The sequence below is a fragment of the Methanocella conradii HZ254 genome, assembly GCF_000251105.1.
In the GTDB taxonomy this organism is placed as follows: Archaea; Halobacteriota; Methanocellia; order Methanocellales; family Methanocellaceae; genus Methanocella; species Methanocella conradii.
In genome coordinates, this window is record NC_017034.1 from 239,924 (window position 1) to 265,151 (window position 25,228).

Consider the following 25,228-nt stretch of genomic DNA (forward strand, 5'->3'; position numbering starts at 1 on the left):
TCTGCTAAAAATTAGAACACATCTTCTAAAACTTAGAATACATTTGCTAAAATATAGCAAATAGTTTATATCAAAAAAGCCAATTAGATATCTAATATGGCCAGTCATGATTTAAGCCTGATCGATTTAATAGCCTCGGATGGCTGCATCCAGCTACTTAAACCGTTTTTGTATAAGCCAGGGATTGAGATGTACCAGTCCGAAGTCATAAGGGTGACCCGCATACCTAAAACGAGAGCTATAAGGTTGCTAAACTCATTGTCAGGTTACGGGCTTTTAAACGAGAAGGTCAAGGCTGGCAGCAAGTTTTATTCCATTTCAGAAGGGAATCCGGTATTAAAACAATTAAAAATTTTAATAATATTGTCAAAGCTCTATGAATTAGTCAGGGATTTCTCAGATAAGAACATTGAAATATATCTTTTCGGTTCTGCCGCCAGGGGCGAAGATACTGAAAATAGCGATATAGACCTTTTGATAATTGCTGATACAGATAAAAGCGTGCTAAATGAGCTTATTGAGCGGCTTAAAACTAATATGGAGAGAGAGGTAAACCCCATAGTATACACGCCAATAGGCTATGCTAACTTGTATAATACCGAAAAGGCTTTTTATGAATCGATTGAACGGTATAAGATAAGGGTGCTCTAGTGGAAATAAAGGATTTATTTGATTGTGAGAGGGAGCGGTTTAAAAGAGAGATCACTTCCTCATTTGATAAGTCTAAGAATCCTGAAATTATACAAAATGAGGTCATCGCTTCGGACCATGACATGGAAAGCGCAAGGCGCGATATGCATAATAAAGACTATAAATGGGCAATTGTTAAAGCGTATTATTCTATGCTTCATGCCGCAAAAGCTTACGTAAGGTCAAAAGGGCTAATAATAACCAATCATAAATGTACATACCTTTACCTCGAGAGATGTGCGAGAAATGGGGAGTTTGAGACCAGGTATGCTATCGGGTATAAGGGCGCCTTGGAGTTCAGGTGGGACGCGGACTATGGCTTAAAGTATGATGAAAATACGGCAAATGAAGTGATAAATGTTGCATCAGACTTTAATGAAAAGATGAAAAATTTGATTGGCATAAAAATAGGCCCTTAAAATATTTGCAACAAAAGATCATGGACATTCTCTCATTTCTGTATTATTATTGTGAGTATGTCGCCGTCTTCTAATTGGTGATCGAGCCCTACGCGCTGCCCTGCGTGCTTCGCCGAATTCCCCCATACCCTGGCATACCTGAACTTTCGCCTGAAGTCCTTATGGAGCCGGTCGCACACGTCCCCCACCGTGCACCCTTTCCTCATGATGAGGGGCTCGTCCATGTCCGCAGGGCCGCCCTGAGGCTTCAAATAAATGTTGATGAACCCTAGCTTGTTGTATATCTCTTCCCTTAACGCATCCAGGTTTAGCTCCATGTCAGCAGATATCTTCAGGGCGTCCTTCGGGAAAAGCTTCAGCTGCTCCTTATCCACCAGGTCTATCTTGTTTACCACGGTAATGGCCGGGATGTACACCCTGTTACCCCGTATGACGTCGATGAGCTGGTCCGCCGTGATGTCCTCCCTTATGTTCACGAGGGCGTTATGGATCTTATACTCGCCCAGGATGGTCTTTATGGTCTCGTGGTCCAGGCTTAGCTCTACCGTGGAGGTTATCGTTATGCCCCCCTTGACGAGCTTCGTGATGGTGACGTCGGGAGGGCGCTGGTTAATGCGAATGCCCGCATCGTAGAGCTCGTCCTCGAGGACCTTCAAGTGCTGATAGTTAAAAACGTCGATTATCATTACGATTAGATCGCAGCTCCTTATCACCGAGATGACCTCGCGGCCCCTTCCCCTGCCCGCCGAGGCGCCCTTCACCAGGCCGGGCAGATCCAGTATCTGTATCTTCGCCTGCCTGTACTCCATTATACCCGGGATTACGTCAAGCGTGGTGAACTCGTACTCGCCAACCTCGGAGTGTGCGTCGGTCAGCTTGTTGATGAGCGTGGACTTGCCCACGGATGGAAAGCCGACCAAAGTAACGGTAGCGTCCCCGCTCTTCTTTACACTGTAGCCTTCTCCCCCGCCCTTAGACGCGATGGCCCTCTTGATGAGCTCGTCCTTGAGCCTGGCCATCTTGGCCTTGAGCTTGCCCAGATGATGCTCGGTTGCCTTGTTTTTCTGGGTCCTATCCATCTCTTCCTGGATGGCCCGTATCTCTTCCTCGATTGTCATCCACTACCCTTTAGCAGCCGCTAAAAATGGTCTTCGTTTATCGCATTTATAATTTTTTTAGAATTTAGGGCCGGGACCGGGATTCGAACCCGGCTCATAGGATCCACAGTCCCATAGGATTGCCAACTACCCCATCCCGGCCAGTGCAACTTCAATAGCTGCATACTTATAAATAAAGTTTATGGTTCCAGTCAGGTCACAAAAATAGGCCCGCATTTAATTCTTTTAAGATTTACCTGCCAGGCTCGGAGCCTGCAGAAAGCCCCTGATTAAAAGGAAAAGGATGATTTGATATCGCATCTTCTGCTTCTAAGTAGGGTGGAGCGCGCTAGATAGTTTGCCCTCTATTGTACGGCGAGGCTTTTCTCGAATCCTTAGATGCCCGTTTCGGTGCATCTTTATACTCTTTATACTATATACTAGTTGTATCGTTTCGGGCGAGGCGTAAAAATGCTAAAACAGCAAATGATAGAAGAAAATAAAATTAAGGGCGGGCACATCATCGATTGCTCAAAGGTTTCGATGCGATTCGGGAAGATAATGGCGCTCGACGAGGTTGACCTCAGGGTCGAATACGGGGAAAACTATGGGCTGCTCGGCCCAAACGGGGCTGGCAAGACCACTTTGATCAGGATACTATGCGGACTGCTGAAGCCCACGTCTGGCACGGCGATCGTGCTCGGCAGGAAAATGCCCGACCGGCGAAACAACGCCTCCATCGGCTACATGACCCAGATGGATGCCCTATATAACGATTTAACGATAAGGGAGAACGTCCGCTTCTTCGCCTCAATCTACGGGCTAAGAGGACACGAGCGGGAGAGGCGGATAGATGAGATACTTGAGGTCACAGCCCTCTCAGACAGGCAGCACAGCGTGGTGAGCACCATCTCAGGGGGCATGAGGAAGCGAGCCTCCATAGCCTGTGCCCTCGTTCACAGGCCGAGGCTGCTATTTTTAGACGAGCCCACCGTGGGGGTGGACCCGAAGCTGAGGTGCGACCTCTGGAAGTACTTCCACGAGCTAAACAGCGAGGGCGTCACACTCGTCGTCTCTACCCACGTCATGGACGAGGCGGAGCACTGTAACAGGCTTGCTTTTATAAGGGAGGGTAAAAAGCTCATAGAGGGGACGCCCGCCGAGCTTAAGGCGTTCACGTCATGCGAGAACCTCGAAAGCGCGTTTATGAAGTTCTCGGAGGCAGAGCGATGAGCCCATTGAGGATACTCTCATTGGCAAGGCGCATCATCACGCAGTGCCTCAGGGATCGCCGCACCTTCGGCTTAATTATTATCGTCCCCTCCGTCGTCATGGCGCTGCTCGGCTACTTCTACACGACGGGCTCCAGTTCCACCGTCACGCTGGGCGTCGTCAACGAGGACGCGGGCCTGGGCAGCCTGTCCCTCTCCAGGGACGTGGTGGATGCGCTGAGAGGGCAGGATAACCTGACGGTCATAGAGGTCAGCCGCGTAGACGTAAACCAATCCTTAAAGGATAAGAAGCTCGACGGAGCCATCATCTTCGGCCCCGATTTCACGAAGGGCATCATCCTTAATGGCACGGCGAGCGCTGACATCATCACGGAGGGCACCGACCAGGGCAAGTCTGCCGCTGTTAACGTGAAGGTGCGTAACGCCATGACCTCCGCGTTCGCCAAAATGAAAAATGGTAGCCTCAACCTCAACGTAAGCTCATCGGTAATCTATGGAGAGGGCTTCACCACGCTCGACCTGTTCGCGCCATATTTGTTAGGCGTCATCGCCTTCGCCTTCATTTTCATATTCACCGGCGTTACCTTTTTAAGGGAGCGCTCCTTCGGCACGTTCGAGCGCCTCCTCGTCTCGCCCATAACCCGCTCCGAGATCATCCTTGGCTACATGCTCGGCTTCAGCCTGTTCGCCATAATACAGTCCATGATAATCCTCCTGTTTGCCGTATTCGTGCTGAACGTGAAGATCGTGGGCAGCATCTACTCGGTGGTGGCGTTACAGCTCCTCATCACGCTGGTGAGCGTAAACCTGGGAATCTTTTGCTCCTCGTTCGCGAAGAACGAGCTCCAGGCCGTCCAGTTCATACCCCTGCTGATATTGCCCCAGGTGTTCCTGGACGGCATGTTCTGGCCCATCTCCACGCTGCCAGGCTACCTGCAGGTATTCTCATACATAATGCCCCTGACCTACGCGAACGACGCCCTCCAGAACATAATGGTGAGAGGATACGGCATCTGGGACGTGTGGGCCGACGTGGCCATATTGCTGGCGTTCGCAGTGGCAATGATAGCGCTATCGGCGATTAGCCTCAACAAGCGGCTACAATAATTTTGTTTAAGCGTACACTGTGGAAGACGGAGATGACGACGCCTCTTCCTTGTGTATGACCTTCTTGATGGCTTTTTCAAAGTCGTCCATGCTGACCGACTTGCTCCGCCTCCGGATGGCGAACATGCCAGCCTCGGTGACCACGGCCTTCAGGTCCGCTCCGCTCGCCCCGTCGGTCTCCTTAATGATCCTGTCTACGTCGACGTCCGGGTCCATGGTCATCCTCCTGGTGTGGATCTTGAATATGGCCTCGCGTCCTTTCTCGTCGGGCAAGGGTATCTCGATTATGCGGTCGAACCGGCCCGGCCTCAAGATCGCGGGGTCCAGCATGTCAATGCGGTTGGTGGCCGCCATTATGCGGACGTTGCCCCGCTCCGAGAAGCCGTCCATCTCCGAGAGGAGCTGCATCATGGTGCGGTTCACCTCGGCGCTGCCCGTAGTGCCGTCATGGGTGCGCCTTCCGCCCACCGCGTCGAGCTCGTCGATGAAGATTATGCTCGGCGCCTTATCGCGGGCCATCTGGAACAGGTCTCTCACAAGCTGGGCGCCTTCGCCGATGAACTTATGGACAAGCTCGGAGCCGGACATCCTGATGAAAGTCGCCTTGGAGGCGTGCGCCACGGCCTTGGCCAGCAGCGTCTTACCAGTGCCGGGCGGCCCATAGAGCAGCACGCCACGGGGGGCCTCGATGCCAACGCTGGCGAAAAGCTCGGGCTCGGTCAATGGAAGCTCCACGGTCTCCACGACCTCCCTGATCTGCTCCTCCAGCCCTCCGATGTCCTCATAGCTCACGTTGGGCGCTTCGATGACCTCCATAACCCTGGCGCGGACGTCCGCGGGCTTCTCTAAAATGCGGACGATAGCCAAAGAGTTATTAACGGCCACGCGGGTGCCCAAAGTCAGCTTACTCAGTATCTCATCAGAAGGCTTCGTGAGCACCTCCTGGTTATTGCCGTGCTGCCTTAACAATACCATGCCGCCATCCACGATCTCGATGACGCTGGCGATGAACAGGGGAGTCCTCCTGAGGTGCGCCACCTCCTGCTGAAGGCGCTGGATCTCCTTTAGATTATTGCTATTCATTATGGTGGATTCGAAGAGCCGGGTCTTAAGCTCTTCATACTGGAGCTTCAGCAGGTCAAGCTCCTCTTGAAGGGATTGTTTCTCCTTCTCCAGTGCCTGGGCTTTCTCTACCAATGGCTCTGCGAAGGGTTCCGCCGGAGAATCTGTCTTCGTCATATAGTTCCCAATACGCATCAGTATGTTTAAAACTTTTGTGGTTTTCGCCCCGTTTGCCGCCCTTATAGCGGAATGTCGGTGCAGCAAATCGTTTTTTTGATCTGGGACTGGGCGATGCGCAGGCAGTTATACGCGTTCGTGAGCGCGCCTTTCAGGACGGCTGCATCGCCTGCCTTCCAGTAGGCGTCCATCCCGCTCCTGGCGTCCGGCAGAATGGCGTCGGGCTTCCTGGCCAGGCCATAATATCCCTCCAGGTATTCGAGATCGGCGGATGGCAGGTCCATGTTCTCCCTGGCATACCCGCAGGTGTCGTGCCTCTTGAACCTCCCCAGCGTTCTGCTCAATGAAGGGTAAAGCTCGGGGTGCGCTTGCCTCGCCCTTGCGAGAAGATATGGGACGTCGAAGCCCTCGTCGGGCGAGTCCGAGGCCCCATAGTGGGCGGCCAGCGTACCCCCGTCGAACATGTCCATGTAAGCCGAAAAATCCCTCAGGATGGTCTTCTCCTCCTTCAGGGCCGGGCTGCCCGCAACGAACAGCTTCACATAAGCCTTGCTTACGGAGCTTAAGCCGCTGGTGTGCGCCGCAGCGATGAGGCAGGCCGGCTCCTCCGGCTTCGGGCACTCCTCCTCCGAGTAGGCGAGGACGTCCAGGGCCACAAGCACGCTGCCAACATACTTTTCAGAGACCTCCAGGGGGTCGATCTCGAACTGCAGGCACCGGCTCATGAGTGCACGTATTGCGGCCGCCAGCATAAAAATTACGATGATAAACGTTTATATGTAAGCCCGCCCTTAGTATTATGGGCGAGGCCGCTACCCGCCATTCGGAGGCATCAGCGTGATAAGCAAGTCCAAGACCAGGGATGACGTGGTTAAGAATATCGTGAGCAGGCACTTCATATTCACTCCTGACGGCTCGGAGATACCCTTAGACCTCGGTAAGGCTGAAGAGGTCTTGAAGGTGCTAAAGGAGGTCGGGTGTAAGTCACTGGAGTCATATGTCGTCTCCGAGGAGCTGAAGATGCCCCCCATGAAGGAGCCTCCTTCCATCAAGGTGATGCAGAGCCACGAGCTGGTAGGCTATGAGCCTTCCTCGGATTCGGGGAATTTTAGGTTTTACCCAAAGGGCTACCTCATCTTTGAGCTTTTAAGGGATTGGGCCTACGATATTGCGGTAAATCGCTTTAAGGCCATCCAGGTTGACTCTCCGTTGTTGTATGACTGGGATGACCCCCAGATAAGAGAGCAGGCGGGGACTTTTCATGAGAGGCATTACACGGTCAAGGCCCCGGACCACCCCGAAAAAGAGTTCATCCTGCGCTTCGCAGGGGACTTCGGGCTGTTCAAGATAATGAAGGACGCCACGATAAGCTACCGTAACCTGCCGCTCAGAATGTACGAGTTCAGCAAGAGCTTCAGGTATGAGAGGGATGGGGAGCTGTCTGGCCTGAAGCGGCTTAGGGCGTTCCACATGCCTGACATCCACTGCTTCTGCAGGGATATAGAGGAGGGCTGGAACGAGTACCAGGAGCTTTACCGTAACTATTCTGATCTATGTGATGCTTCGGGGGTGGAGTACGCAGTCGTGTTCCGCATCGTAGACTCCTTTTACTCGCAGCACAAGTCACGGATAATCGACCTGGTGAAATACTCGAATACGCCGGCATTCGTGGAAGTCCTCAGCGACATGAAGCACTACTGGGCGGTTAAAAACGAGTTCCAGGGCGTGGACTCGACCAGGAGCTGCATCCAGCTATCCACCGTCCAGCTAGACGTGAAGGACGCCGCGGTGTATGGCATAGATTATACTGACAGGGATGGCAAGAAGAAGGGCTGCATAATCTGCCATTCGAGCATCGGGAGCATAGAGCGCTGGTATTACTCGATACTCGAGGAGGCGCTGAAAAAAGAGACTCCCATGTTGCCGGTTTGGCTCTCGCCCACCCAGGTTCGTATCATCCCCGTTTCGGAGAAGCAGCTTGACTATTGTAGGTATCTTGACATCGAGGGAGTGCGCGTGGACGTGGACGATGGGGACGATACGCTGTCTAAGAAGATTGCGAGGGCTAACATGGAGTGGATACCTTACGTGGCCGTGGTCGGCGAGAAGGAGGTCGAGTCGGGCCTCTTCTCGGTTAGCATACGTGAGAGCGGTAAGCGCGTCACGATGACCAGGGACGAGCTGGCTCGTGAGGTTAAAAAGAAGTGTGCCGGTCGCCCCTATCGGCCTCTTCCGCTGCCGAAGCTGTTAAGTCAGCGCCCAGTGTTTAGATGAGCGTGTTATAAGGCCGCTGGAATTTGGGCCGTTCTATCGAATAACGGTCGTCTTGAATGATAGAATCCCCACATATAACGACTAAATCTTACCAACAAGGTCCAGCTTAGGCTCCAAGGCTTCCTTACCAGGCTGCCAGCTAGCGGGGCAGGCAAGGCCCTTATGCTCACGAACGAATTTAGCGGCCTGAAGCTTCCTCAAAAGCTCCCTCATGCTCCGGCCAATGCTATTATCGTGAATCTCAATAGCCTTAAGCACGCCATCAGGGTCGATGATAAAGCTACCCCTCAACGACAGGCCCTCATCCTCCACAAGCGTGCCAAACTCACGACAAAGCCTACCAGAAGGGTCAGCAACCATGGGGTACTCAATCTTGCTTATGGCAGGAGAGTTATCATGCCAAGCCTTATGCACGAAAACCGTATCCTTGCTCACGCTAAGCACCTCGGCGCCCTCTTTTTTAAACTCGTCGTAAAGCTCCTCCAGCTCCTGAAGCTCTGTGGGGCAGACAAAGGTGAAGTCGCCAGGGTAGAAGACGAGCACCAACCAACGGCCCCTATAGTCGGAAAGCCTTATCTTCTTAATCTTGTCATCCTGGTAGGCTTCAGCCTCAAACTCGGGCACTTTTTCGTTGACCTTCAGCATGATGGACACCGATATTAAAATGAGTTTTTAAATATATATTATTTATTAATATTTTTGGTTTTCCCTTTTAAGGCTTCTTTTTGGTTCTGTAGTGCAGCCAAAAGTTTACAAGAGTTGTGGCAGGCGCACGAGGACAAATTTAAGCGAGTCCAAGCGATTCAAGGCAAAAAAGGCTCATCATTGAAGCGGTCGCCCAACAAAATGACTCCCTACACGAAAAGCCACTACAAAATTTTTATATTCGATGCGAGAAGTTATAGCTTAAGGTGTAAAGATGGCCTCGATCCGGGCTCACAGGGAATCCAACACTCTCATCATCATGAAGAACTCCAGCTACGCAAGGCCTATAACTCACCGCGTCAACCTTATAATGGGCATAAACGCGAGGTGCATGGAGCGGGTCGCGATCGACGGCAACCTGGAGCTTGGCAAGAACGCCCAGGTCACGGGAAACGTGAGGGCGAGAGACGTGATACTCGGGCCTGGGTCGATAATTTACGGAGACCTCTTCGTGGACGGCGACCTCAAGGCGCTCGATAACGCCAGGGTGATGGGACATGTGAAGGTTGCCGGAGCGGCCTTCATACGGCCCGGGGCGAGGTTTGGATCGCTTGACGCCGGCGGCCTCATAGAGATACAGGGTAAGCCCCCATCGAAGCATATCAAGGGCAAGATAGTCATCACCGAGGACGCCGTCGAGGAGAATAAGGGCATTAAGGCCAACCCTAAAAAGGATAAGAAGCCAAAGGGAAAGGGCTTATTCTGGTTCATTAAGAAATGAGCATGCGGCCGGCGAGCACGGCCTGGCCGAGCGAGACGCCCCCGTCGCCGCAGGGAAGCCTGTGGTTCGTCACAAACTTCAACCCCTCTCCTTTTACGTAATCCTCTATCGCCTTGCTTATTGCCGCGTTGACCGCCACCCCGCCGCTAAAGCCTATGGTAGAGGCGCCGCTTTTCCTGGCCACATTGCAAGCCTGCTCCGCGAAGGCCCTGGCGAGCGCCGCCTGCGCGGATGCCGCTATGTCGTGCTTATCCTTGCCCTCGTCCAGGGCCTCGACCACTCCTCTCAGCAGGCTCCTGGAGTCTATCACGCTCCTGCCGCTGATGGGGATGGCTTCGCAGGGAAGCTTAACCTTATCGGCGTCGCCCTTTAGGGCAAAGCTCTCCAGCTTCATGGCAGGCTCGCCCTCATAAGTACGCCTATAGCAGACGCCTAGCAGCGCGGCGACCGCGTCCAGCACTCGGCCCGCGCTCGACGAGTAGGCGACGTTTACCCCGGTCTCGACCTGCCTAAGGACCACGCGGGCCTCGACTTCGCCCATGTTAGCCTGCATTATGCTTAGCAGCCTCTCATCGTCTATGCTTCCGTAAAGTATTCCCGCCACCATCCTCATGGGGAAGCGCGTGGCCAGGTCGCCTCCTGGCATCGGCACAGGCAATAGCCCTGCAGGGTGAGACTCTCCATGGAAGACCTCACCGCCCCATACTGTGCCATCCTCGCCATAGCCCACGCCGTCCATGGCGACGCCCACGACGTCCTCCAAATCGACTCCCTCGACTGCCAGGGAGCCGACGTGCGCCCTGTGATGCTGCACCGTCACCACCTCCGCCCCGTAGGCCTGGGCCAGCTCCCTGCCAAGCCTGGAGGACAAAAACGCGGGGTGCATGTCGCAGGCTATCACCTCGGGCCTGACCTTGGTCATCTTCAGCAGGCGGTCCACGGTCTCCTTTAAAAACTCGAGTGCCATAGGGTTGTTGATGTGGCCCAGGTGATGAGAAATATAGCACAGGTTATCCTTATAGATGGATATGGAGGAGTTTAGCTCGGGGCCCATCGCCAGTATGGCCTTAGGCGTCCTGTCCTTCAGCACGAACATTGCTGGGGCGTAGCCCCTGGCCATCCTGGTGAAGAACGCGCCGTTGTTGTAGCGCAGCACCGAGTCGTCACACCTGTTGAGGATGCGCCTATTATGCAAAAGGTAATAGTCGGCTATGCCGCCCAGCCTTCTGAAGGCCTCATCGTTGTCCCTGACCATCGGCTCCGACGGGAGGTTGGCGCTCGTCATGATGAGAGGCTCGTCTATGCCCCTAAAGAGAAGATGGTGGAAGCCGGTGTACGGGGTCATGAAGCCCACCGTGTGCAGGCCTGGCGCCACGGCCTCGGGCACCCCCGGCTTTCTCCTTAATAGTACGATGGGGCGCTGCATCGAGTCGAGCAGGCTTCTCTCGCCATCGCTCACATAGGCGTACTTCTCGATGACTTTGAGGGGAGCCATGAGGGCGAACGGCTGCTCTGGCCTGTTTCTCCTTTTGCGCAGCAAGGGTGTCACCTCCATCCTGCAGCACAGGTGGAAGCCTCCCACTCCCTTAATGGCCAGTATCCTGCCCTCGTTCAGTAGACGTATGGCTTCCTCGAGCGGCGGGTCCAGCCTGTTGCGCCCCTCATCGTATAGCGCCAGCCCGGGGCCGCACTTCGGGCAGGAGAAGCCCTGGGCATGATACCTCCTATTTTTTGGGTCCTCATAATCCCTCCGGCAGTCCTCGCAGAACGGGAAGTCCGTCATAGTGGTGTTCTCCCTGTCGTATGGCAGGGTTTCCATTATGGAGTAGCGGGGGCCGCAGTCGACGCAGGAGGTCGCCCAGTAGTCCTTGAAGCGGGTGTCGCCCTCCATGTCCTCTATGCACTTATTACATATGCCCGTGTCTGGTGGTATGAACCCGCCAAAACCCGCTACTGAGCTCTTCTCTATCCGAAAACCACGATATGACCCCGTATAAGGCCCATAGTCTACATCGATCGAGTCAATCCTCGACAGCTTCGGCCCGGACTTCAAGCCCTCGATGAACCCCTCGACCTCGCCATCCCGGCCCTCGACCACGATCTCGACGCTCGTCCCGAGGTTCTTGACGTAGCCGTCCAAAGAATGAGCGGCCGCCAGGTTATACACGAAGGGCCGAAAACCTACTCCCTGGACTATGCCCCGGACCAAAATTTTTGCATTTTTCATAAATCTTTCAAAAAGTTTATTGCCGATTTGTGATATATTTTTCTATTGAAGTTATTTGTTAGGGAGTACAAGTCTTAATGGAGCCAAGCGTAAAGAGGACGAAGATAATCAACGATCCAGCCGACCTTGTGCCGCTCTTGCAGGTGTTCAACTCGAAGCTGCATTCCCAGGTCTTCGACGAGGTCTCAGGCGGATGGAAGACCCAGAAGGAACTGGAAGAGGCAACGGGCAAGGACGTGAGCAGGAGCCTGGACGTCTTGAAGCAGGGCGGCCTGATCGAGAGCAGGTGGAGGATGCCGGCGCCCGGCGAGGCCCCCGTCCTCGAGTACAGGACGTCGTACAACGAGGTTCGAGTCAACTTCCAGTGCACGATGAAGGAGCTAAGCGAGATAATCATGATAGCCTTCTCGATGGACGAGGGCCTGCGGAAGCTGGCGGAGCAGATGGAGAAGGAGATAGAGGGAGGCAACGCTTCACTCGTTAACCTTTCACGGGTATTCGATAAGAGCCCCACTTTCTTGAAGGGCGTGGCGAAGCGGTCCCGAAATATCGTGGTTAAGGGCCAGCGGCTTGAAATAGTCAGGGAACGATGACCGATGGTGCTTGAGAAGAAGAGCGAGATGACGAGGTTTCAGATTTTGGTGGAGACCGCGGCCAGCCAGCCCCAGATTAAGCAGAGCGAGATAGCGGCCTCGCTGGGGATAACCCCCCAGGCGGTCTCCGAGTACATTAAGGAGATGATCGAGGACGGGCTGATATCTTCGAGCGGAAGGGGCCGGTATAAGGTCACGCCGCTGGGGGTGGAGGCCATCATCAATGGGGCGCGCGAGCTCCAGGAGTACTCGAGGTACGTGCTGGGCAGCGTAGTCGGGCAGGTGAGCGTGTGGCCGGCCATCGCCTCCACGGATATAAGGAAGGGGTCTGAGGTGCGGCTGTTCATGAGGGGAGGGGTCTTGTATGCCGGCTACGGGGGCGAGGGCGCCCCGGGCATAGCCATGAGCGACGCCAGGAAGGGGGAGGACGTGGGCGTGAAGGACCTCAAGGGCCTGATACCGCTTGAGCGGGAGAGCGTGAAAGTCGTAAAGGTGCCCCCGATTGAGAGCGGAGGCTCGCGGGCAGTCGATGGGGAGCGGCTCAGGGGCCAGCTCGAGGGCATGGTCGGGGCGGCGGGGATAGAGGCCATTGCCGCGCTGAATAAGGCGGGGGTGAAGCCGGACACGATATTTGGCGCAGTCGAGTCGCTCGTGGAGGCGGCCTTGAAGGGCGTCAGGGGCACGCTGGTGGTCACGGCGGACATGGCTCCCCAGGCCATCCAGAAGTGCGAGGCCGCAGGGGTTTCCTACAGGGTGGTCGACCTGGCAGGCCGCGAATAAGGATTTATATTTTTAGCTATTAAATGGTGGCGTCAATGCCATTATACATAGTCGCCACCCCGTACAGGAAGGACGATTTTAAGGTATATCCCATCAGGGATGAGGGCGCTCCCCTCTTCGTTGGAGTGCTATCCTTACAGAGGACCGATAAGGGCGTGAGGCCTTTAAGGGTCCGCGTGGTCAGGGAAAAGGAGGACGAGTACCTGCCGGTATCCTCTTTTATCGACCTGCTAAAGGCCGCCTCCGCCATAATGACCTCCGGTATGGAGCCAGCGCAGGAGTCCGTTTTTAACGAGATGCTCGCCGCCTACCAGCTCTCCTCAAGGAGGGTTAGCCTGTGCCGCTTCTGCCTCATGGAGGACCGGGTGACCTTCAAGCGCCCTGACATGGTGCGATACAAGGGGGAGCTAATCTGCCTCGAGTGCGCTAAGAAGGAGCTAAAACGCGAGGTATCGTATAAGGGCCGCATCACTAGGGAGGGGCTTGAGAGGCTGGAGTCTCTACTCGTTAAGACGAGGGACCTTGGCCGCATCATCGCGATGCTCACGCCGTCGAACCTGCCGCCCGAGCTCACCAGGTACGACACCATCCCCGCCTCCGACGAGAGGGTGAAAGCGGTTAAAATCGAGGGCCTCGACCTTGACCCCCGCCTGAAGGCCATCTTGATGGAAAGGATGGAGGAGCTCATGCCTGTCCAGGCGAAGTCGGTCCACTCCGGGCTATTAAAGGGGGAGAGCCAGCTCGTCGTCTCGGCCACCGCCACGGGGAAGACGCTTATCGGCGAGATGGCCGGGGTGAACAACTACCTCAGGGGGAGGGGCAGGATGCTGTTCCTCGTCCCACTCGTGGCGCTGGCCAACCAGAAGTACGAGCAGTTTAAAAGCAGATACGGGGCTCTGGGAAAGGTGGGGATCCGTGTGGGCACCTCCCGGATCGCCTTGAATGACCTGAAGATGAACGTCAGCCTCGGCTCCGACATAATAGTTGGCACCTATGAGGCGCTCGACTTCGTGCTAAGGAAGGGCGAGGCTTTGAGGGGGGTAGGCACCGTGGTGATCGACGAGGTGCACATGCTCGAGGACGAGGAGAGGGGCCACCGTCTGGATGGATTGATAGCCAGGCTGAGGTCATGCGCCCCGCAGGCACAGTTCATATTCCTCTCCGCTACAATAGGAAACCCAAAGGAGATATCCAGGCGCCTAAAAGCCCGGCTCGTGGAGTACGAGCACAGGCCCGTCCCCCTTGAGAGGCACCTCATATTCGCCGGGGCGCACGAGAAGAACAGGCTCATCGAGGAGTACGCCTCAAAGGAGTATGCAAGGGTATCCTCAAAGGGTTTCAGGGGCCAGACCATAGTGTTCACTAACTCAAGGAAGAAGTGCCACCAGATAAGCCAGTCCCTCCGCATCCAGTCTGCCCCGTACCATGCCGGCTTAACCTATGCCCAGAGGAAGGGCGTTGAGGAGAGGTTTGCCAGGGGGGAGCTTAAAGTCGTGGTCACCACGGCGGCGCTTGCCGCGGGCGTGGACTTCCCCGCCTCTCAGGTCATCTTTGAGTCGCTGGCCATGGGCAGGGAGTGGCTATCTGTAAGCGAGTTCCAGCAGATGCAGGGGAGGGCGGGGAGGCCCGACTACCATGACTCGGGGAAAATTATAGTCCTGGCCGACCCGGAGTTTGAGATGGATGGGGAGGCGGAGGACGCGGTGGCGTTCAGGCTGCTCGGTGGATGCGCTGAGCATGTGAACGTGGCCTATGACGAGTCCGGGCAGATGGAGGAAGCCCTGGCCAACGCCTGTATCGCCTCGAGCGAGGCTGAGCTAAAGAGGATGGGCGACGCAATGCTCGGCATGACGTGCGACACTGGGTACCTTATTGACAGGTGCGTTGAAAAGGGCCTTATGGTAAGGGAAGGAGGGCGCGTGAAGAACACCCCCCTGGGCAGGGCTATCGCCACCCATTTCCTGAGGGTGGAGAACGCTTACCTCATAAGGGATAGGCTATATAAAAAAGCCGATCCCCTCGACATCGCAGTGGAGCTTGAGCCGTTCGACGCCGCCTACTTCAGGAACGCCGAGCGGCTTTCCCGTATCCTGGGGGTGAGCGTGCCTTCCAGGGCGTTCAGCCCGGCCAGCCTGGACATCGTGTTCTCAGGCGAGTCCATCGCCAAGCTGGATAGAAGCATGCAGGCCCAGCTCACCGACTTCGCCCGGGAGTTTTTGGATTGCGAGTGCGATGACGCCCCCTTCTGCGGCTGCCCGGAGCGCAAGTTCAGCAAGAAGATAGTCGAATACAGGCTGCAGGGCAAGGACCCGAAAGGCATTTCCAGGGCCATCGCCGCGGACTATAGCCTGAGCGCCTACGACGGCGACATCCTGGGCTACCTGGACAGGCTTACCAGAAACCTGGACGCCATCGGCGAGATAGCGGGAATCCTGGGCAGGCATGAGGCCGCCCGCGAGGCCCGGGAGCTGGCCAAAAGGATAGAGGACGCCGCATAAAAAACCCATAAATAGTTTAAAGGCATAGGTATTTTATCATGCCAATGATAGTGAAAAGCCGGCTGAGGCTTTACCTCAACACGGACGTCATTTTAAGCCTGCTCGTAGACGAGCCGGGCAAGGGCGAGGCCGTGGCGAGGCTCCTTTACCAGGCTGCGGAGGGCAAGTACCAGTTGCTCGTGTCGGAGCACACCGCCTACGAGCTTTTGAGGCTTGGCGTGCCCATGGAGTACATCAACCGGGCGCTTCGGCCTTTGCTGCTATTGAACGGGAGCGACTTCCTTGTGGCCAACTCCGATATAATGAGGGCGGCCGGGCGCACCATGCGTCAGTACGAGATGCCTTTTATGAGGGCGCTGCACGTCGTGTTCGCCCAGCGGAACAACTCGCTCGTCCTCACCAGGGATTTGGATTTCATGAACGAGGCGAGATCCCTCGTGGGCGTCATGAGCCCCGAAGAGCTGCTATAAGCTCAGCTTTTTAAGCTCTTCCAGGTATAGCCTTAAGGCCTTTTCCTCGTCGCCACCCGCCTTCTCGAGAAGCTCCTTCCACGCGTCCTCTTCCATCTTTGAGACGGAAGGCACGCCCTTTAGAGACCCCTTCAATACGCCTCTCTGGTAATCGATGAGCTGCTTTTGCAGGCCCACGATGGCCTCTTTCCTGTCCGAATACTTGCCCTTCCTTACGGCCTCGTCTATCTCGGCCTGGACGTCTATCTTTTCATCGCTCATTAATGGTATACATCTTATCGCATGGCAAAAACCTATCGCAATGATGGGGATTTACGCCTGCGTCAGGGATTAATGGTGCCGCTCCGGCCCAAAAATTTTAAATATTTTACTGTATAGGATTGATTCAAGGGTAACTATGACATACGTAGACGATGACGACTTTGATGACTTTGAAGCCGGCGAAGGCGAAGAAGAGATAAAGAAGGACGAGGCGGGCAGGTGCGACGAGTGCGGCCTCAAGGTGAAGAAGGACGACGCCGTCGTATGCCCTATGTGCTCCGCCGTCTATCACCGGTGGTGTGCCACCGAGTGTAACGTGTGCAAGACGCCCTTCGACGAGAGGCTCGAGGTCAAAAACGCGAAGTCAAGAAAAAAGGTAAAGCGCTGAAAGACCGCAAGAGTCGCCACCATCTACTTTTTATACAACCTGAACCTTTTCCAGCACCATGCCCTCGACGAACATGATGGGGTCCCTCAAGGACTCCTTTATGGCAGCGTCGAGCTTCCACTCCTTATCTGCGTAGATGGTAAACAGGCCATCGCCCTTCTTCACGTACTCGCCCTTCTTCTTGTGTATCAATATGCCCGCCCCCTTGTCATGGGGCGCTCCGGCGGTACGGCACACGGCCACAAGCCTCTTGTTAAAGATCTCCAGCACGTAGCCGTCCTGGGGCGACAGGACGGTGGCGACCTTGTCGCCGACGGGCACCTGCTCGGAGGTTATCTTAGGATCACCGCCCTGTACCTCGATTATCTCCTTGAACTTCCTGAGGGCCTTGCCGCTCTTAACTATCTCAGCGGCCATCTTCTGGCCCTCGTTCTTAGCTGCCACCCCGCCCATCTCAAGCATCATGCCGGAGATGGCGAGGGTCTTCTCGATGAGGCTTGTGGGGCCCTCGAACTTCTCAAGCATGGTCAGCGCCTCCCTCACCTCCAGGCCGCCTCCTATCGTCCTGCCTATGGGCGAGCCGCCGTAGGTTATGGCGCACTCCACGCGCATCTTCAGGCGGTCCCCGAGCTCGATGAAATCCCTGGCCAGCTTTCTCGCCTCCTGTATGGTGGCTATCTTGGACTGGTTGCCCATCGGGATGTCCAGCACCATCGTGTCCGCCCCTACGGCGTACTTCTTGGCCATGACGGAAGAGATAAGCTGGCTCCTGGGGTCGATGGAGAGCGGGTACTCGACGCCTATTATCTTATCGTCCGCCGGGGCGATGTTCGTCGCGCCGCCCCACACAAGGCATCCGCCCACCTTTGTGGTAATTTTTTTCACTTCCTCGGCGCTGAAGCTGACCGGGGCCAGTATTTCCATCAAGTCGGCGCTTCCGCCCGCCCCCGTGATGGCGCGGCTGCTCGTCTTAGGTATCAGAAGCCCGGCAGCAGCGACTATGGGCACGACGCACAGCGATATCTTGTTTCCTGGCACCCCGCCTATGCTATGATGGTCCATGACAGGATGGGTGTCGAACGATATCTGGTCGCCCGTCTTCACCATCGCCCTGGTCATCCACTCGATCTCGTCCGCGTCCATGCCGTAGATGTACGAGGCGGTGACGAAGGAGGTCAGCTCTATCTCGGTGAGGTTACCCTTCACGATGTCGGCGATGATGTCGTGCATCTCCTCGCTGGTGAGCTTCTGCTTATCCATCTTTTTCCTTATGTATTGTATTGACCTGGGCCGCTCCGCGGGGATGACCTCGACCACCTCGTCTGGGACCGTTTTCAGGGCCTCCCACGCCTCCCTGTATATTCCCACCCTTCCGGGCGGTATGATCGCATCCGTGGTCTCCACTACCGCTGTTATTGTATCCCTGTTCTTGACCTGTACGCGGTCTCCGGCGTGGATGCCGAGCTCGTCCGCGTCCGTCGCGTTCACTATTATCTCGTATCGCCCGACCTCGATGTCGTACGGCTGTGCCTTCATCTTCATGGGCCTACCTCACGAGTGATAAGTATCATAAGCGTTGATGGCAAATATACTTTTTTTATATGGGGTCGTGCTTCCGGGAAATAACTCCTCCGCCATTCCAACATCAAATCATACGGCTTTTACAATATAATCGTTCATTATGGTTTATTGATTAATTATATAGCAAATAAAACCATATTGTATTAATCTAAACTTTAATATACGTTTTTTAACTATTAGGACGATAAATAGGCTTATTTGCAATGAAGGACTTATAGGTTATTGCCCTATGGAGGGCGATTATGGAGGTAGTGAAAATGATGAAGAAGATCATCGCTGCAACGCTCGCGCTCGCAGTGCTGGCGGCGCTCGTGCCGGCCGCCATGGCCGACCAGGGCGACGTCAAGCCATATAAGGGATGGATAGGCGCCGACTCGCCGCTCTATCCGATCAAGATATTCTTACAGAAGCTGGACGTGAGCCTCACGTTTAATAATAATGAGAAGATGAAGAAGCAGATGGCGTATTTAGATGAGAGGGCTTCCGAGATCAAGGCCATGGAGCTTGCCAATAACGCCGAAGCGCTCGAAGCCGCCCTGGAAGAATACGAGGCAGGGCTTAACGAATTAAATAATACCACCCAGGCCCCCGACATAAACGAGACTGATTATGCGGCTCTCGAGCCCCTTCTATACCATCACCAGCAGTGCTTCTACGGCATGATGAACAACTCGACCATGCCCCTGAGGATCCAGGAGCGCCTGAGGTATATGTTCAACGAGACGGTAAGGGTCAGGAACGGCATGCCGTTCTACTACTATAACAACACCTCGTACTTCATTCCGCCAGGGCAGATGAAGAAGGCTGAAAATGACATAGACAACGATGACGATGGCATAATCAACGGCAGTAAGGTCCCACCAGGCTTAGCGAAGAAGGGCTATGTGGAGCCGGTGCCCACCATTACCAATGGCAGCAAGTCATGGCCATGGGACGAAATCAACTATACTTCCACCACGCCAAACGCTCCACATATGAAGAACCAGAATAATAATAAAAACGAAAATGAGTACGGCAACTATAAAAACGAAAATAAGTACGGCAACTTTAAGAAATGATGGTAAATGGGGTGTGCCAGCACCCCTTACCCATCATATATACATGGACCTTTCTATCTCCCTTGCGCTCTTACGCTTAAGCTCGCCGCCTATATTCTGGTAGTAGCGCACCATCTCCTCGGTCACCGAGGGCTCGGTAAGCTTCAGCGCCTCCATGAAGTGCTTACGTCTGACGACTACTGCGTTCAGGTCCTCCCTGAGGGCCAGCCGGCCCGCCTTCTTACACACGGAGGCGATGTCCGCACCCGTGAAGTTATCCGTCCTGTCCACGAGCTCGTTGAGCACGACGTCCTCGGCCACCGGCATCTGGCGCATGTGAACCTTGAATATCTCCCTTCTCGCTCCACGGTCTGGCACTGGCACCAGGATGATCTCGTCGAACCTGCCGGGCCTGAGCAGCGCCGGGTCAATGATGTCCGGCCTGTTGGTCGCCCCTATGACGATGACCCCCCGCAACTCTTCCAGGCCGTCCAATTCGGATAGAAGCTGATTAACGATGCGCTCCGTGACCCTGGGCTCCCCCGCAGCGCTGCCCCTGACGGGCGCAAGGGCGTCCAATTCGTCTAAAAACACGATGGCGGGGGCAACCTGCCGGGCCTTCTTGAACACCTCGCTTATGTGCTTCTCGGACTCGCCGTACCACTTTGAGAGCAGGTCGCTCCCCTTCGCCGTTATGAAGTTGGCCTGGCTCTCGTTGGCTATGGCCTTGGCAAGCAGCGTCTTGCCGGTGCCGGGAGGGCCGTACAATAACACGCCCTTGGGCGCCTCAACCCCAACGCGCCGGAAAGAATCGGCGTATCGCAGCGGCCACTCCACCGCCTCTCTCAGCAGCATTTTGACCTCTGTGAGGCCTCCTATGTCGTCCCAGGTCACGTTCGGCACCTCTATCATGATTTCCCGAAGCGCCGAAGGCTGAATTATCTTCAGGGCCTCCTCGAAGTCGTGCCTGGACACCCTGAGCCGCTCCAGTATTTCTCTGGGCAGGGCCTGCTCCTTCAGGTCGATGCTGGGCAGAACCCTCCGGAGCACGTTCATGGCCGCCTCCTTGCAAAGCGCTGCAATATCTGCCCCCACGAAGCCGTACGTCCTGTCGGCCAGCTCATCCAAATCCACGTCAGGGGTGAGAGGCATGCTCCTCGTGTGTATCTGGAATATCTCCTTGCGGCCGGACTTGTCCGGCACCCGAAGCTCTATCTCCCGGTCGAAGCGCCCGGGCCTTCTCAGGGCAGTATCGATGGCCTCGGGCCTATTCGTAGCGCCTATGACGATGACGTTCTTCCTCGTCTTCAGCCCGTCCATCAGGGATAAGAGCTGGGCCACCACCCGCCGCTCCACCTCGCCCGTCACCTCCGCCCGCTTTGTGGCTATCGAGTCCAGCTCGTCTATGAAGATGATGGCGGGTGCGTTGCTCTCCGCCTCCTTGAACACGTCCCTCAGGTGCTGCTCCGACTCCCCATAGTACTTGGACATGATCTCGGGGCCGTTTATGGACGTGAAGTAAGCATCCGACTCGTTTGCAACGGCCTTGGCGAGCAGAGTCTTCCCGGTGCCGGGCGGCCCTAAAATGAGCACACCCCTGGGCGGGTCTATGCCGAGCCGCTGGAAAAGCTCAGGGTATTTCAGCGGAAGCTCGATCATCTCCCTTATCTTTATTATCGCGTCCCTTATCCCGCCCAGGTCCTCATACGTGACCTCGGGCACCTCGCTTTTTATTACCTCGGTCGCCTCAGGCAATAGCTGAATTTCTGTCACCTCCGTTATCTTGACCACGCCGGCCGGGACGGTCGACGCGATCGCAAGCTTGACCTCGCCCAAACCGAACGAAGGGCTCGAGAAGAAGTCCCGAAAAAATTCCTCGAACATAAGGTTTGAGTTGAAGGATTGCGACGGCGGCGTATAGGTCGAAGTCGATACTATGTCCCCCTGGCATACAGGGCGGTTTAAAAAAGAGGCCTGCAGGCTTTCTGGAGAGGCGTATATCCTTATCCCCTTCTGGACGGGCATGAGCACCACCTTTTTCGCCTCGCTCCACTTTGCCCTGGACACCTCCACGTAGTCGCCCAGCGTGGTGCCCGCGTTATGCCTTATTATGCCGTCGATCCTGACGATGTCAAGGTGCATGTCAGACGGGAAGGCGCTTCCTACGATGGCTGCCGTGCTCCTCCTCCCGCTGATCTGGATGACGTCGCCGTAAGATACGCCCATCTCCTTTATGTGGCGCTCGTTGATCCGCGCTATACCCCTCCCTACCTCTCTTTTGTCGGCCTCCGCCACCTTCAGCCTGACCCTCGCTTTCTCTTCTTTTTGCACAGTCATCGTCAATCCTCAAAGAATGATATATATTTATTTTTATATTGATAAGTAGAAGTTTTAGCCATAATATAAAGACAAAATCAATGGATATAGCGGCATGATTTATAAAAGGCCATGGCGGGCGCGCCGGCAAGGGGCAGAAAAACGTGAAGGAAGGCGTGATAACACAAAAAAGCGCTTTGTTATAGCCCTACTTTATCTTAACTCCGTTGTAGTTCCTCAGCAGGTCGACCATCCAGGCCAGCTTCCGCTTTGCATCGCAGTCGGGATACTCTTTCAGGAGGAGGTCAACCCTGGCGATGCGCTCCTCAACCTGCCTCATGCACTTATCGATGGCCTCCTGGCGTGACATATTCTCCTCGTAGACCATGGGCAAAATGAACGATTGGAGGGCTGACTTCTTGTTCTCGTCGTCGATCCTGGTATACTCGATGAGGTCGTCCACGATCTGGTAAGCCATGCCGAACTCCAGGCCCATCGTCCTGCATTTTTCGACGCACCTCTCGATGGCGCCGGCGATCCTCGCCCCCATCTCGAAAGACGACTCGAACATGACGGCCGTCTTCTTGCGGACGCAGGCGAAGTAGTCGGCCTCAGTTGGCTTGTATTCCCTCGACTTCACGTCGAGGAGCTCGCCCTCGGCCATGTACATCCCCGCCTTGCTGAACGCGTAAATGGTCCCCGGGTCGTACTTTGAGATGAGCATCATCGCCCTGGAGATGAGGTAGTCGCCGCTGACCATCGCCAGGAAGAGGCCGAACTTCTCGTGTGACGTGTCCTCGCCCCTCCTCTTAATCCCCTCATCGACGATATCGTCCTGTATGAGCGACGTGGTGTGTATGCATTCCATGGCGAGAGCTGCGTCCAGCGCTTTATCGATGCCGCCGCCGTTCAGCTCTGTCAGGAGGAGGACGCTGAGCGGCCTGAGCCGTTTGCCGGCGGTCTTCAGTGAATGCGCTATGCTCACCCGTATCTCTGGCATTTCGACTTCGCCCAAGATTCGCTCTATGCCAGCGTTGATTGCTTTGACCTCTTCCCAGTCTTGCATCACCAGATATCCCTTGCGTTGTATTATACGGGGTATAATCGCTGCTAGTTTAAATTAATTCCGATGTTGGCTGGGTAGATGCTTGGCAATGTAATTTTGAATAATAGAAACCTTCTTCAGCCTTTGAAGTAGAGGATGCGGGGGCTAACCATCCATATCACCAGAAAAAGATGTTCAACAAGCAATATAATATATACAAAAGCTTTTTAGGGCATCAACATATTATGTTTGACTGATTTGAATGAAGGCCGACGAATCGAGCAGAAAAAAGGCCCCTTTACCGAAGGCAGATGAGAAGAAGGGCTCGAAAGAAGAGCCTGATAAGGATGCGAGACTGCTATCGAAGCTCAAGTGGCCTGAGCTTCCGACCAGGCAAGCTATTGGAATACCGCTGGCCGTGCTCGTAATAGCTTTACTCGTAACAGGATTTACGTGGCTTACCGTGGGAGCACCGCTCCACCTTGGGCTGGAGTTCAAGGGCGGCACATCGGTGACCATTAAAACGGATAAGACGGACCAGCAGCTACAGGAAGAGTTCTCGAGCTATCCGCTCAACCTCATTACCAGGGACCCCAACCAGGGCACGGTGATGCTTCGCTTTAGCCAGATGGGCCAGGCTCAGCTGGACTCGCTCGCCGCCTACCTGGCGAAAAGCTATCCGGGCGCCACCATTGAGCATACGGGCAGCACCTTCAGCGCCGCCAACCAGGGCCAGGCTGTCGTGGCCATCGTCGTGGCGTTCGCCCTGATGGCCGTGGTGATATTCATAATCTTCAGGGACTTCGTTCCATGCATAGCCGTGATAACGTCGGCTTTCTCGGACATCATGATAACGGTGGCGCTCATGAACGTATTCCATATAGAGCTTACTTTTGGCACCTTCGCCGCCCTGCTGATGCTCATAGGCTACTCGGTGGACACGGATATATTGCTCACCACTAAGGTTTTGGGCGAGAAGAAGTACCTGGAGAAGAAGATAGCGTCCTGCAGGGCCACGGGTCTCACCATGAGCATATCCGCTATCGTCGCCTTCATGGTGCTTTATCTCGTGTCGACTTTCTCGTACGTGGCCGGCTTCGCGACCATACCGGTGCTGTCAAGCATCTCGATCGTCATCATATTCGGCCTGCTGGCCGACCTGATGAACACCTGGTTCCTTAACGCCGGGCTTTTGAAGTGGTACATGGAATCGCCGCAGGGGAGGGCCAGGTATGCCTGAGAAGCAGCAGGGGATGTGGACGAGGCTGTTCACCGACTACAGGGTGATAATACTAATAATCGCCCTATTGCTGTCGATTATTTTCCTGGGGCCGAGCTATTCGAACGGCCAGCTCAACACTAACCTGAAGTTCGGGCTGGACTTCGAGGGCGGCTCGTATGTTAAGCTGAAGCTGCTTAACAATAGCAGCCCCGGACAGCCCATCTCTGACCAGACCCTCGAGCTTACCAAGTCTATCATGGAATTAAAAATAAACGAGTATGGCCTTAAGAATACTCCCGTTAACACGGTTAGGGATGACCAGGGTAACGCCTACGTGCTCATCGATTTTGCGGGCATCCCATACGATGAGGCCATGTCAATCGTGGGTAGGCAGGGCAAGTTCGAGATGCGCATCCAGACTCAGGGCAACGAGTCGGCCTTCATCCTCGACGGAAGCGATGTAACCGGAGTTTCCGACCCGGTGGCGCATATCGAGGGCACAGAAACTGCATATGGCGTGACCTTCGGGCTGACAAAAGCCGGCGCCGAAAAGTTCCAGCAGGCCTGCATTAAGTATGGCGCTACTGCAGACCCTGAAAGCCACTACGTAATGATGCTTTTGGATGGCAAGGTGTTCTATTCCAGGCCACTGTCTTCCGAGCTTGCGAACAGCCTGAAAACCAAGCCAGTGGACCAGATGGAGGCGATGACGGGCACTGGCGATGAAGGCAAGGCCATGGCCAAAGAGGTGAGCGTCCACATGAGGGGCGGCTCGCTGCCCGTTAGCGTCCAGGTGGTGAGCTCAGGACAGGTCCCGGCGGAGCAGGGCGCCATGTTCAAGACCGTAGTCATCATAGCCATGATACTGGCGCAGTGCGCCATCGGCGCCATAATGTACTTCCGCTACAGGGAGCCGAGGATAATACTCCCCATGTTTTTAACCTCCATATTCGAGGTGGTCATTTTGCTGGGAGTGGCGGCTTTCATCAACTGGGAGATAGACCTGCCATCCGTGGCGGGCATCATCGCGGTGATAGGCACTGGCATAGACCAGCTAATAATCATAACCGACGAGGTGATGACGACTGGCAAGGCCCCGACCACTAAGAAGATTTTACAAAAATTGTCCTCGGCCTTCAAGATCATCGTGTCCTCGGCGGCCACCGTGGTAGTCGCCATGATACCATTATGGTACATGGGCTTCGGCTCGCTCAAGGGCTTCGCCATCACGACCATCCTGGGAGTATTTATAGGAATACTGATCACCAGGCCAGCCTACGGGAGGATAATAAGCGACATACTCGGCAAGTAGGGCGCTGCCCTACA

General features: G+C 55.0%; 23 protein-coding genes and 1 tRNA gene. 14 read left to right on the top strand and 10 right to left on the bottom strand.

What is annotated here, in order from left to right; translation table 11 throughout:
• Positions 1-96: 96 nt before the first annotated feature.
• Positions 97-651, top strand: coding sequence for a nucleotidyltransferase family protein (locus MTC_RS01215; RefSeq protein ID WP_014404851.1), 555 nt, complete (start codon positions 97-99; stop codon positions 649-651).
• Positions 651-1,109: a HEPN domain-containing protein gene (locus MTC_RS01220; protein WP_014404852.1), complete on the top strand. Its 459-nt coding sequence runs from the start codon at positions 651-653 to the stop codon at positions 1,107-1,109. Before MTC_RS01215 ends, MTC_RS01220 begins: the two co-directional genes overlap by 1 nt.
• Before the next feature lie 32 nt (positions 1,110-1,141).
• Here MTC_RS01220 and MTC_RS01225 read toward each other — a convergent pair whose 3' ends face one another.
• Entirely contained in the window at positions 1,142-2,227 is a 1,086-nt protein-coding gene (locus MTC_RS01225; protein WP_014404853.1) for an OBG GTPase family GTP-binding protein, read from the bottom strand.
• A 68-nt stretch (positions 2,228-2,295) separates the two neighbouring features.
• Positions 2,296-2,368, bottom strand: a tRNA-His gene (locus MTC_RS01230).
• Positions 2,369-2,677: 309 nt separating this feature from the next.
• Between MTC_RS01230 and MTC_RS01235 the strand changes: the two genes are divergently transcribed.
• Complete coding sequence (locus MTC_RS01235; RefSeq protein WP_014404854.1) at positions 2,678-3,439, top strand: ABC transporter ATP-binding protein; 762 nt, start codon at positions 2,678-2,680, stop codon at positions 3,437-3,439.
• Positions 3,436-4,545, top strand: a complete 1,110-nt coding sequence (locus tag MTC_RS01240) for an ABC transporter permease (RefSeq protein WP_014404855.1) — start codon at positions 3,436-3,438, stop codon at positions 4,543-4,545. Before MTC_RS01235 ends, MTC_RS01240 begins: the two co-directional genes overlap by 4 nt.
• Positions 4,546-4,551: 6 nt before the next feature.
• On the opposite strand, the gene MTC_RS01245 is transcribed toward MTC_RS01240, so the two are convergent.
• Positions 4,552-5,784, bottom strand: a complete 1,233-nt coding sequence (locus MTC_RS01245; protein WP_014404856.1) for a proteasome-activating nucleotidase — start codon at positions 5,782-5,784, stop codon at positions 4,552-4,554.
• Positions 5,785-5,846: 62 nt separating this feature from the next.
• Entirely contained in the window at positions 5,847-6,509 is a 663-nt protein-coding gene (locus MTC_RS01250) for a 3'-5' exonuclease family protein (RefSeq protein WP_048188833.1), read from the bottom strand.
• A 112-nt stretch (positions 6,510-6,621) separates the two neighbouring features.
• On the opposite strand from MTC_RS01250, the gene MTC_RS01255 reads away from it, so the two are divergent.
• Positions 6,622-8,058 (top strand): aminoacyl--tRNA ligase-related protein, encoded by a 1,437-nt coding sequence (locus MTC_RS01255; protein ID WP_014404858.1) that lies wholly within the window; start codon positions 6,622-6,624, stop codon positions 8,056-8,058.
• Positions 8,059-8,139: 81 nt separating this feature from the next.
• Here the strand turns inward: MTC_RS01255 and MTC_RS01260 are convergent, their stop codons facing one another.
• The gene (locus MTC_RS01260) at positions 8,140-8,703 is read right to left on the bottom strand and encodes a peroxiredoxin (RefSeq protein WP_014404859.1); all 564 of its coding nucleotides are present in this window, start codon (positions 8,701-8,703) and stop codon (positions 8,140-8,142) included.
• Between the two features lie 274 nt (positions 8,704-8,977).
• Between MTC_RS01260 and MTC_RS01265 the strand changes: the two genes are divergently transcribed.
• The gene (locus MTC_RS01265; protein WP_014404860.1) at positions 8,978-9,484 is read left to right on the top strand and encodes a polymer-forming cytoskeletal protein; all 507 of its coding nucleotides are present in this window, start codon (positions 8,978-8,980) and stop codon (positions 9,482-9,484) included.
• Here the strand turns inward: MTC_RS01265 and hypF are convergent.
• Positions 9,474-11,693, bottom strand: a complete 2,220-nt coding sequence (hypF, locus tag MTC_RS01270; protein WP_237705937.1) for a carbamoyltransferase HypF — start codon at positions 11,691-11,693, stop codon at positions 9,474-9,476. The two genes, MTC_RS01265 and hypF, sit on opposite strands and share 11 nt — an antisense overlap.
• 95 nt (positions 11,694-11,788) lie before the next feature.
• On the opposite strand from hypF, the gene MTC_RS01275 reads away from it, so the two are divergent.
• From MTC_RS01275 to MTC_RS01290, 4 genes are read left to right on the top strand one after another with little or no spacing between them, the layout of a single operon-like run.
• Entirely contained in the window at positions 11,789-12,304 is a 516-nt protein-coding gene (locus MTC_RS01275) for an ArsR family transcriptional regulator (RefSeq protein WP_014404862.1), read from the top strand.
• Between the two features lie 3 nt (positions 12,305-12,307).
• On the top strand, positions 12,308-13,084 hold the full coding sequence (locus MTC_RS01280) for a DUF7839 domain-containing protein (protein ID WP_014404863.1): 777 nt from the start codon (positions 12,308-12,310) through the stop codon (positions 13,082-13,084).
• Positions 13,085-13,119: 35 nt separating this feature from the next.
• Positions 13,120-15,582, top strand: coding sequence for a DUF5814 domain-containing protein (locus MTC_RS01285; RefSeq protein WP_014404864.1), 2,463 nt, complete (start codon positions 13,120-13,122; stop codon positions 15,580-15,582).
• Positions 15,583-15,620: 38 nt separating this feature from the next.
• Positions 15,621-16,052: a type II toxin-antitoxin system VapC family toxin gene (locus tag MTC_RS01290; RefSeq protein WP_014404865.1), complete on the top strand. Its 432-nt coding sequence runs from the start codon at positions 15,621-15,623 to the stop codon at positions 16,050-16,052.
• Here the strand turns inward: MTC_RS01290 and MTC_RS01295 are convergent.
• A complete protein-coding gene (locus MTC_RS01295; RefSeq protein ID WP_014404866.1) occupies positions 16,047-16,313 on the bottom strand; it encodes a hypothetical protein in 267 nt (88 codons plus the stop codon). The genes MTC_RS01290 and MTC_RS01295 overlap by 6 nt on opposite strands.
• Before the next feature lie 136 nt (positions 16,314-16,449).
• Here MTC_RS01295 and MTC_RS01300 point away from each other — a divergent pair, with 136 nt between their 5' ends.
• On the top strand, positions 16,450-16,701 hold the full coding sequence (locus MTC_RS01300) for an RING finger protein (protein ID WP_014404867.1): 252 nt from the start codon (positions 16,450-16,452) through the stop codon (positions 16,699-16,701).
• 30 nt (positions 16,702-16,731) lie between these two features.
• Here MTC_RS01300 and MTC_RS01305 read toward each other — a convergent pair whose 3' ends face one another.
• Positions 16,732-18,243, bottom strand: a complete 1,512-nt coding sequence (locus MTC_RS01305) for an AMP phosphorylase (RefSeq protein ID WP_014404868.1) — start codon at positions 18,241-18,243, stop codon at positions 16,732-16,734.
• A 281-nt stretch (positions 18,244-18,524) separates the two neighbouring features.
• Here MTC_RS01305 and MTC_RS01310 point away from each other — a divergent pair, with 281 nt between their 5' ends.
• A complete protein-coding gene (locus MTC_RS01310) occupies positions 18,525-19,340 on the top strand; it encodes a DUF5667 domain-containing protein (RefSeq protein WP_014404869.1) in 816 nt (271 codons plus the stop codon).
• 33 nt (positions 19,341-19,373) lie between these two features.
• Here the strand turns inward: MTC_RS01310 and MTC_RS01315 are convergent, their stop codons facing one another.
• Both MTC_RS01315 and MTC_RS01320 read right to left on the bottom strand, forming a co-directional pair.
• Positions 19,374-21,656 (bottom strand): CDC48 family AAA ATPase, encoded by a 2,283-nt coding sequence (locus MTC_RS01315; RefSeq protein WP_014404870.1) that lies wholly within the window; start codon positions 21,654-21,656, stop codon positions 19,374-19,376.
• Between the two features lie 187 nt (positions 21,657-21,843).
• Entirely contained in the window at positions 21,844-22,701 is an 858-nt protein-coding gene (locus MTC_RS01320; RefSeq protein WP_014404871.1) for a polyprenyl synthetase family protein, read from the bottom strand.
• Between the two features lie 241 nt (positions 22,702-22,942).
• On the opposite strand from MTC_RS01320, the gene MTC_RS01325 reads away from it, so the two are divergent.
• Both MTC_RS01325 and MTC_RS01330 read left to right on the top strand, forming a co-directional pair.
• Positions 22,943-23,920 (top strand): protein translocase subunit SecF, encoded by a 978-nt coding sequence (locus MTC_RS01325; RefSeq protein WP_014404872.1) that lies wholly within the window; start codon positions 22,943-22,945, stop codon positions 23,918-23,920.
• A complete protein-coding gene (locus MTC_RS01330; protein ID WP_014404873.1) occupies positions 23,913-25,214 on the top strand; it encodes a preprotein translocase subunit SecD in 1,302 nt (433 codons plus the stop codon). Before MTC_RS01325 ends, MTC_RS01330 begins: the two co-directional genes overlap by 8 nt.
• Positions 25,215-25,228: the final 14 nt, after the last annotated feature.

Excerpts from the sequence above, each read along its gene's own strand:
- MTC_RS01295 (WP_014404866.1), bottom strand. The coding sequence starts at position 16,313 with ATGAGCGATGAAAAGATAGACGTCCAGGCCGAGATAGACGAGGCCGTA.
- MTC_RS01320 (WP_014404871.1), bottom strand. The coding sequence starts at position 22,701 with ATGCAAGACTGGGAAGAGGTCAAAGCAATCAACGCTGGCATAGAGCGA.
- MTC_RS01325 (WP_014404872.1), top strand. The coding sequence starts at position 22,943 with ATGAAGGCCGACGAATCGAGCAGAAAAAAGGCCCCTTTACCGAAGGCA.
- MTC_RS01330 (WP_014404873.1), top strand. The coding sequence starts at position 23,913 with ATGCCTGAGAAGCAGCAGGGGATGTGGACGAGGCTGTTCACCGACTAC.
- MTC_RS01290 (WP_014404865.1), top strand. The coding sequence starts at position 15,621 with ATGCCAATGATAGTGAAAAGCCGGCTGAGGCTTTACCTCAACACGGAC.
- MTC_RS01265 (WP_014404860.1), top strand. The coding sequence starts at position 8,978 with ATGGCCTCGATCCGGGCTCACAGGGAATCCAACACTCTCATCATCATG.
- MTC_RS01305 (WP_014404868.1), bottom strand. The coding sequence starts at position 18,243 with ATGAAGATGAAGGCACAGCCGTACGACATCGAGGTCGGGCGATACGAG.
- MTC_RS01260 (WP_014404859.1), bottom strand. The coding sequence starts at position 8,703 with ATGCTGAAGGTCAACGAAAAAGTGCCCGAGTTTGAGGCTGAAGCCTAC.
- MTC_RS01280 (WP_014404863.1), top strand. The coding sequence starts at position 12,308 with ATGGTGCTTGAGAAGAAGAGCGAGATGACGAGGTTTCAGATTTTGGTG.
- MTC_RS01300 (WP_014404867.1), top strand. The coding sequence starts at position 16,450 with ATGACATACGTAGACGATGACGACTTTGATGACTTTGAAGCCGGCGAA.
- MTC_RS01225 (WP_014404853.1), bottom strand. The coding sequence starts at position 2,227 with ATGACAATCGAGGAAGAGATACGGGCCATCCAGGAAGAGATGGATAGG.
- MTC_RS01235 (WP_014404854.1), top strand. The coding sequence starts at position 2,678 with ATGCTAAAACAGCAAATGATAGAAGAAAATAAAATTAAGGGCGGGCAC.
- MTC_RS01215 (WP_014404851.1), top strand. The coding sequence starts at position 97 with ATGGCCAGTCATGATTTAAGCCTGATCGATTTAATAGCCTCGGATGGC.
- MTC_RS01275 (WP_014404862.1), top strand. The coding sequence starts at position 11,789 with ATGGAGCCAAGCGTAAAGAGGACGAAGATAATCAACGATCCAGCCGAC.
- MTC_RS01250 (WP_048188833.1), bottom strand. The coding sequence starts at position 6,509 with ATGAGCCGGTGCCTGCAGTTCGAGATCGACCCCCTGGAGGTCTCTGAA.
- MTC_RS01245 (WP_014404856.1), bottom strand. The coding sequence starts at position 5,784 with ATGACGAAGACAGATTCTCCGGCGGAACCCTTCGCAGAGCCATTGGTA.
- MTC_RS01240 (WP_014404855.1), top strand. The coding sequence starts at position 3,436 with ATGAGCCCATTGAGGATACTCTCATTGGCAAGGCGCATCATCACGCAG.
- MTC_RS01315 (WP_014404870.1), bottom strand. The coding sequence starts at position 21,656 with ATGACTGTGCAAAAAGAAGAGAAAGCGAGGGTCAGGCTGAAGGTGGCG.
- MTC_RS01310 (WP_014404869.1), top strand. The coding sequence starts at position 18,525 with ATGGAGGTAGTGAAAATGATGAAGAAGATCATCGCTGCAACGCTCGCG.
- MTC_RS01285 (WP_014404864.1), top strand. The coding sequence starts at position 13,120 with ATGCCATTATACATAGTCGCCACCCCGTACAGGAAGGACGATTTTAAG.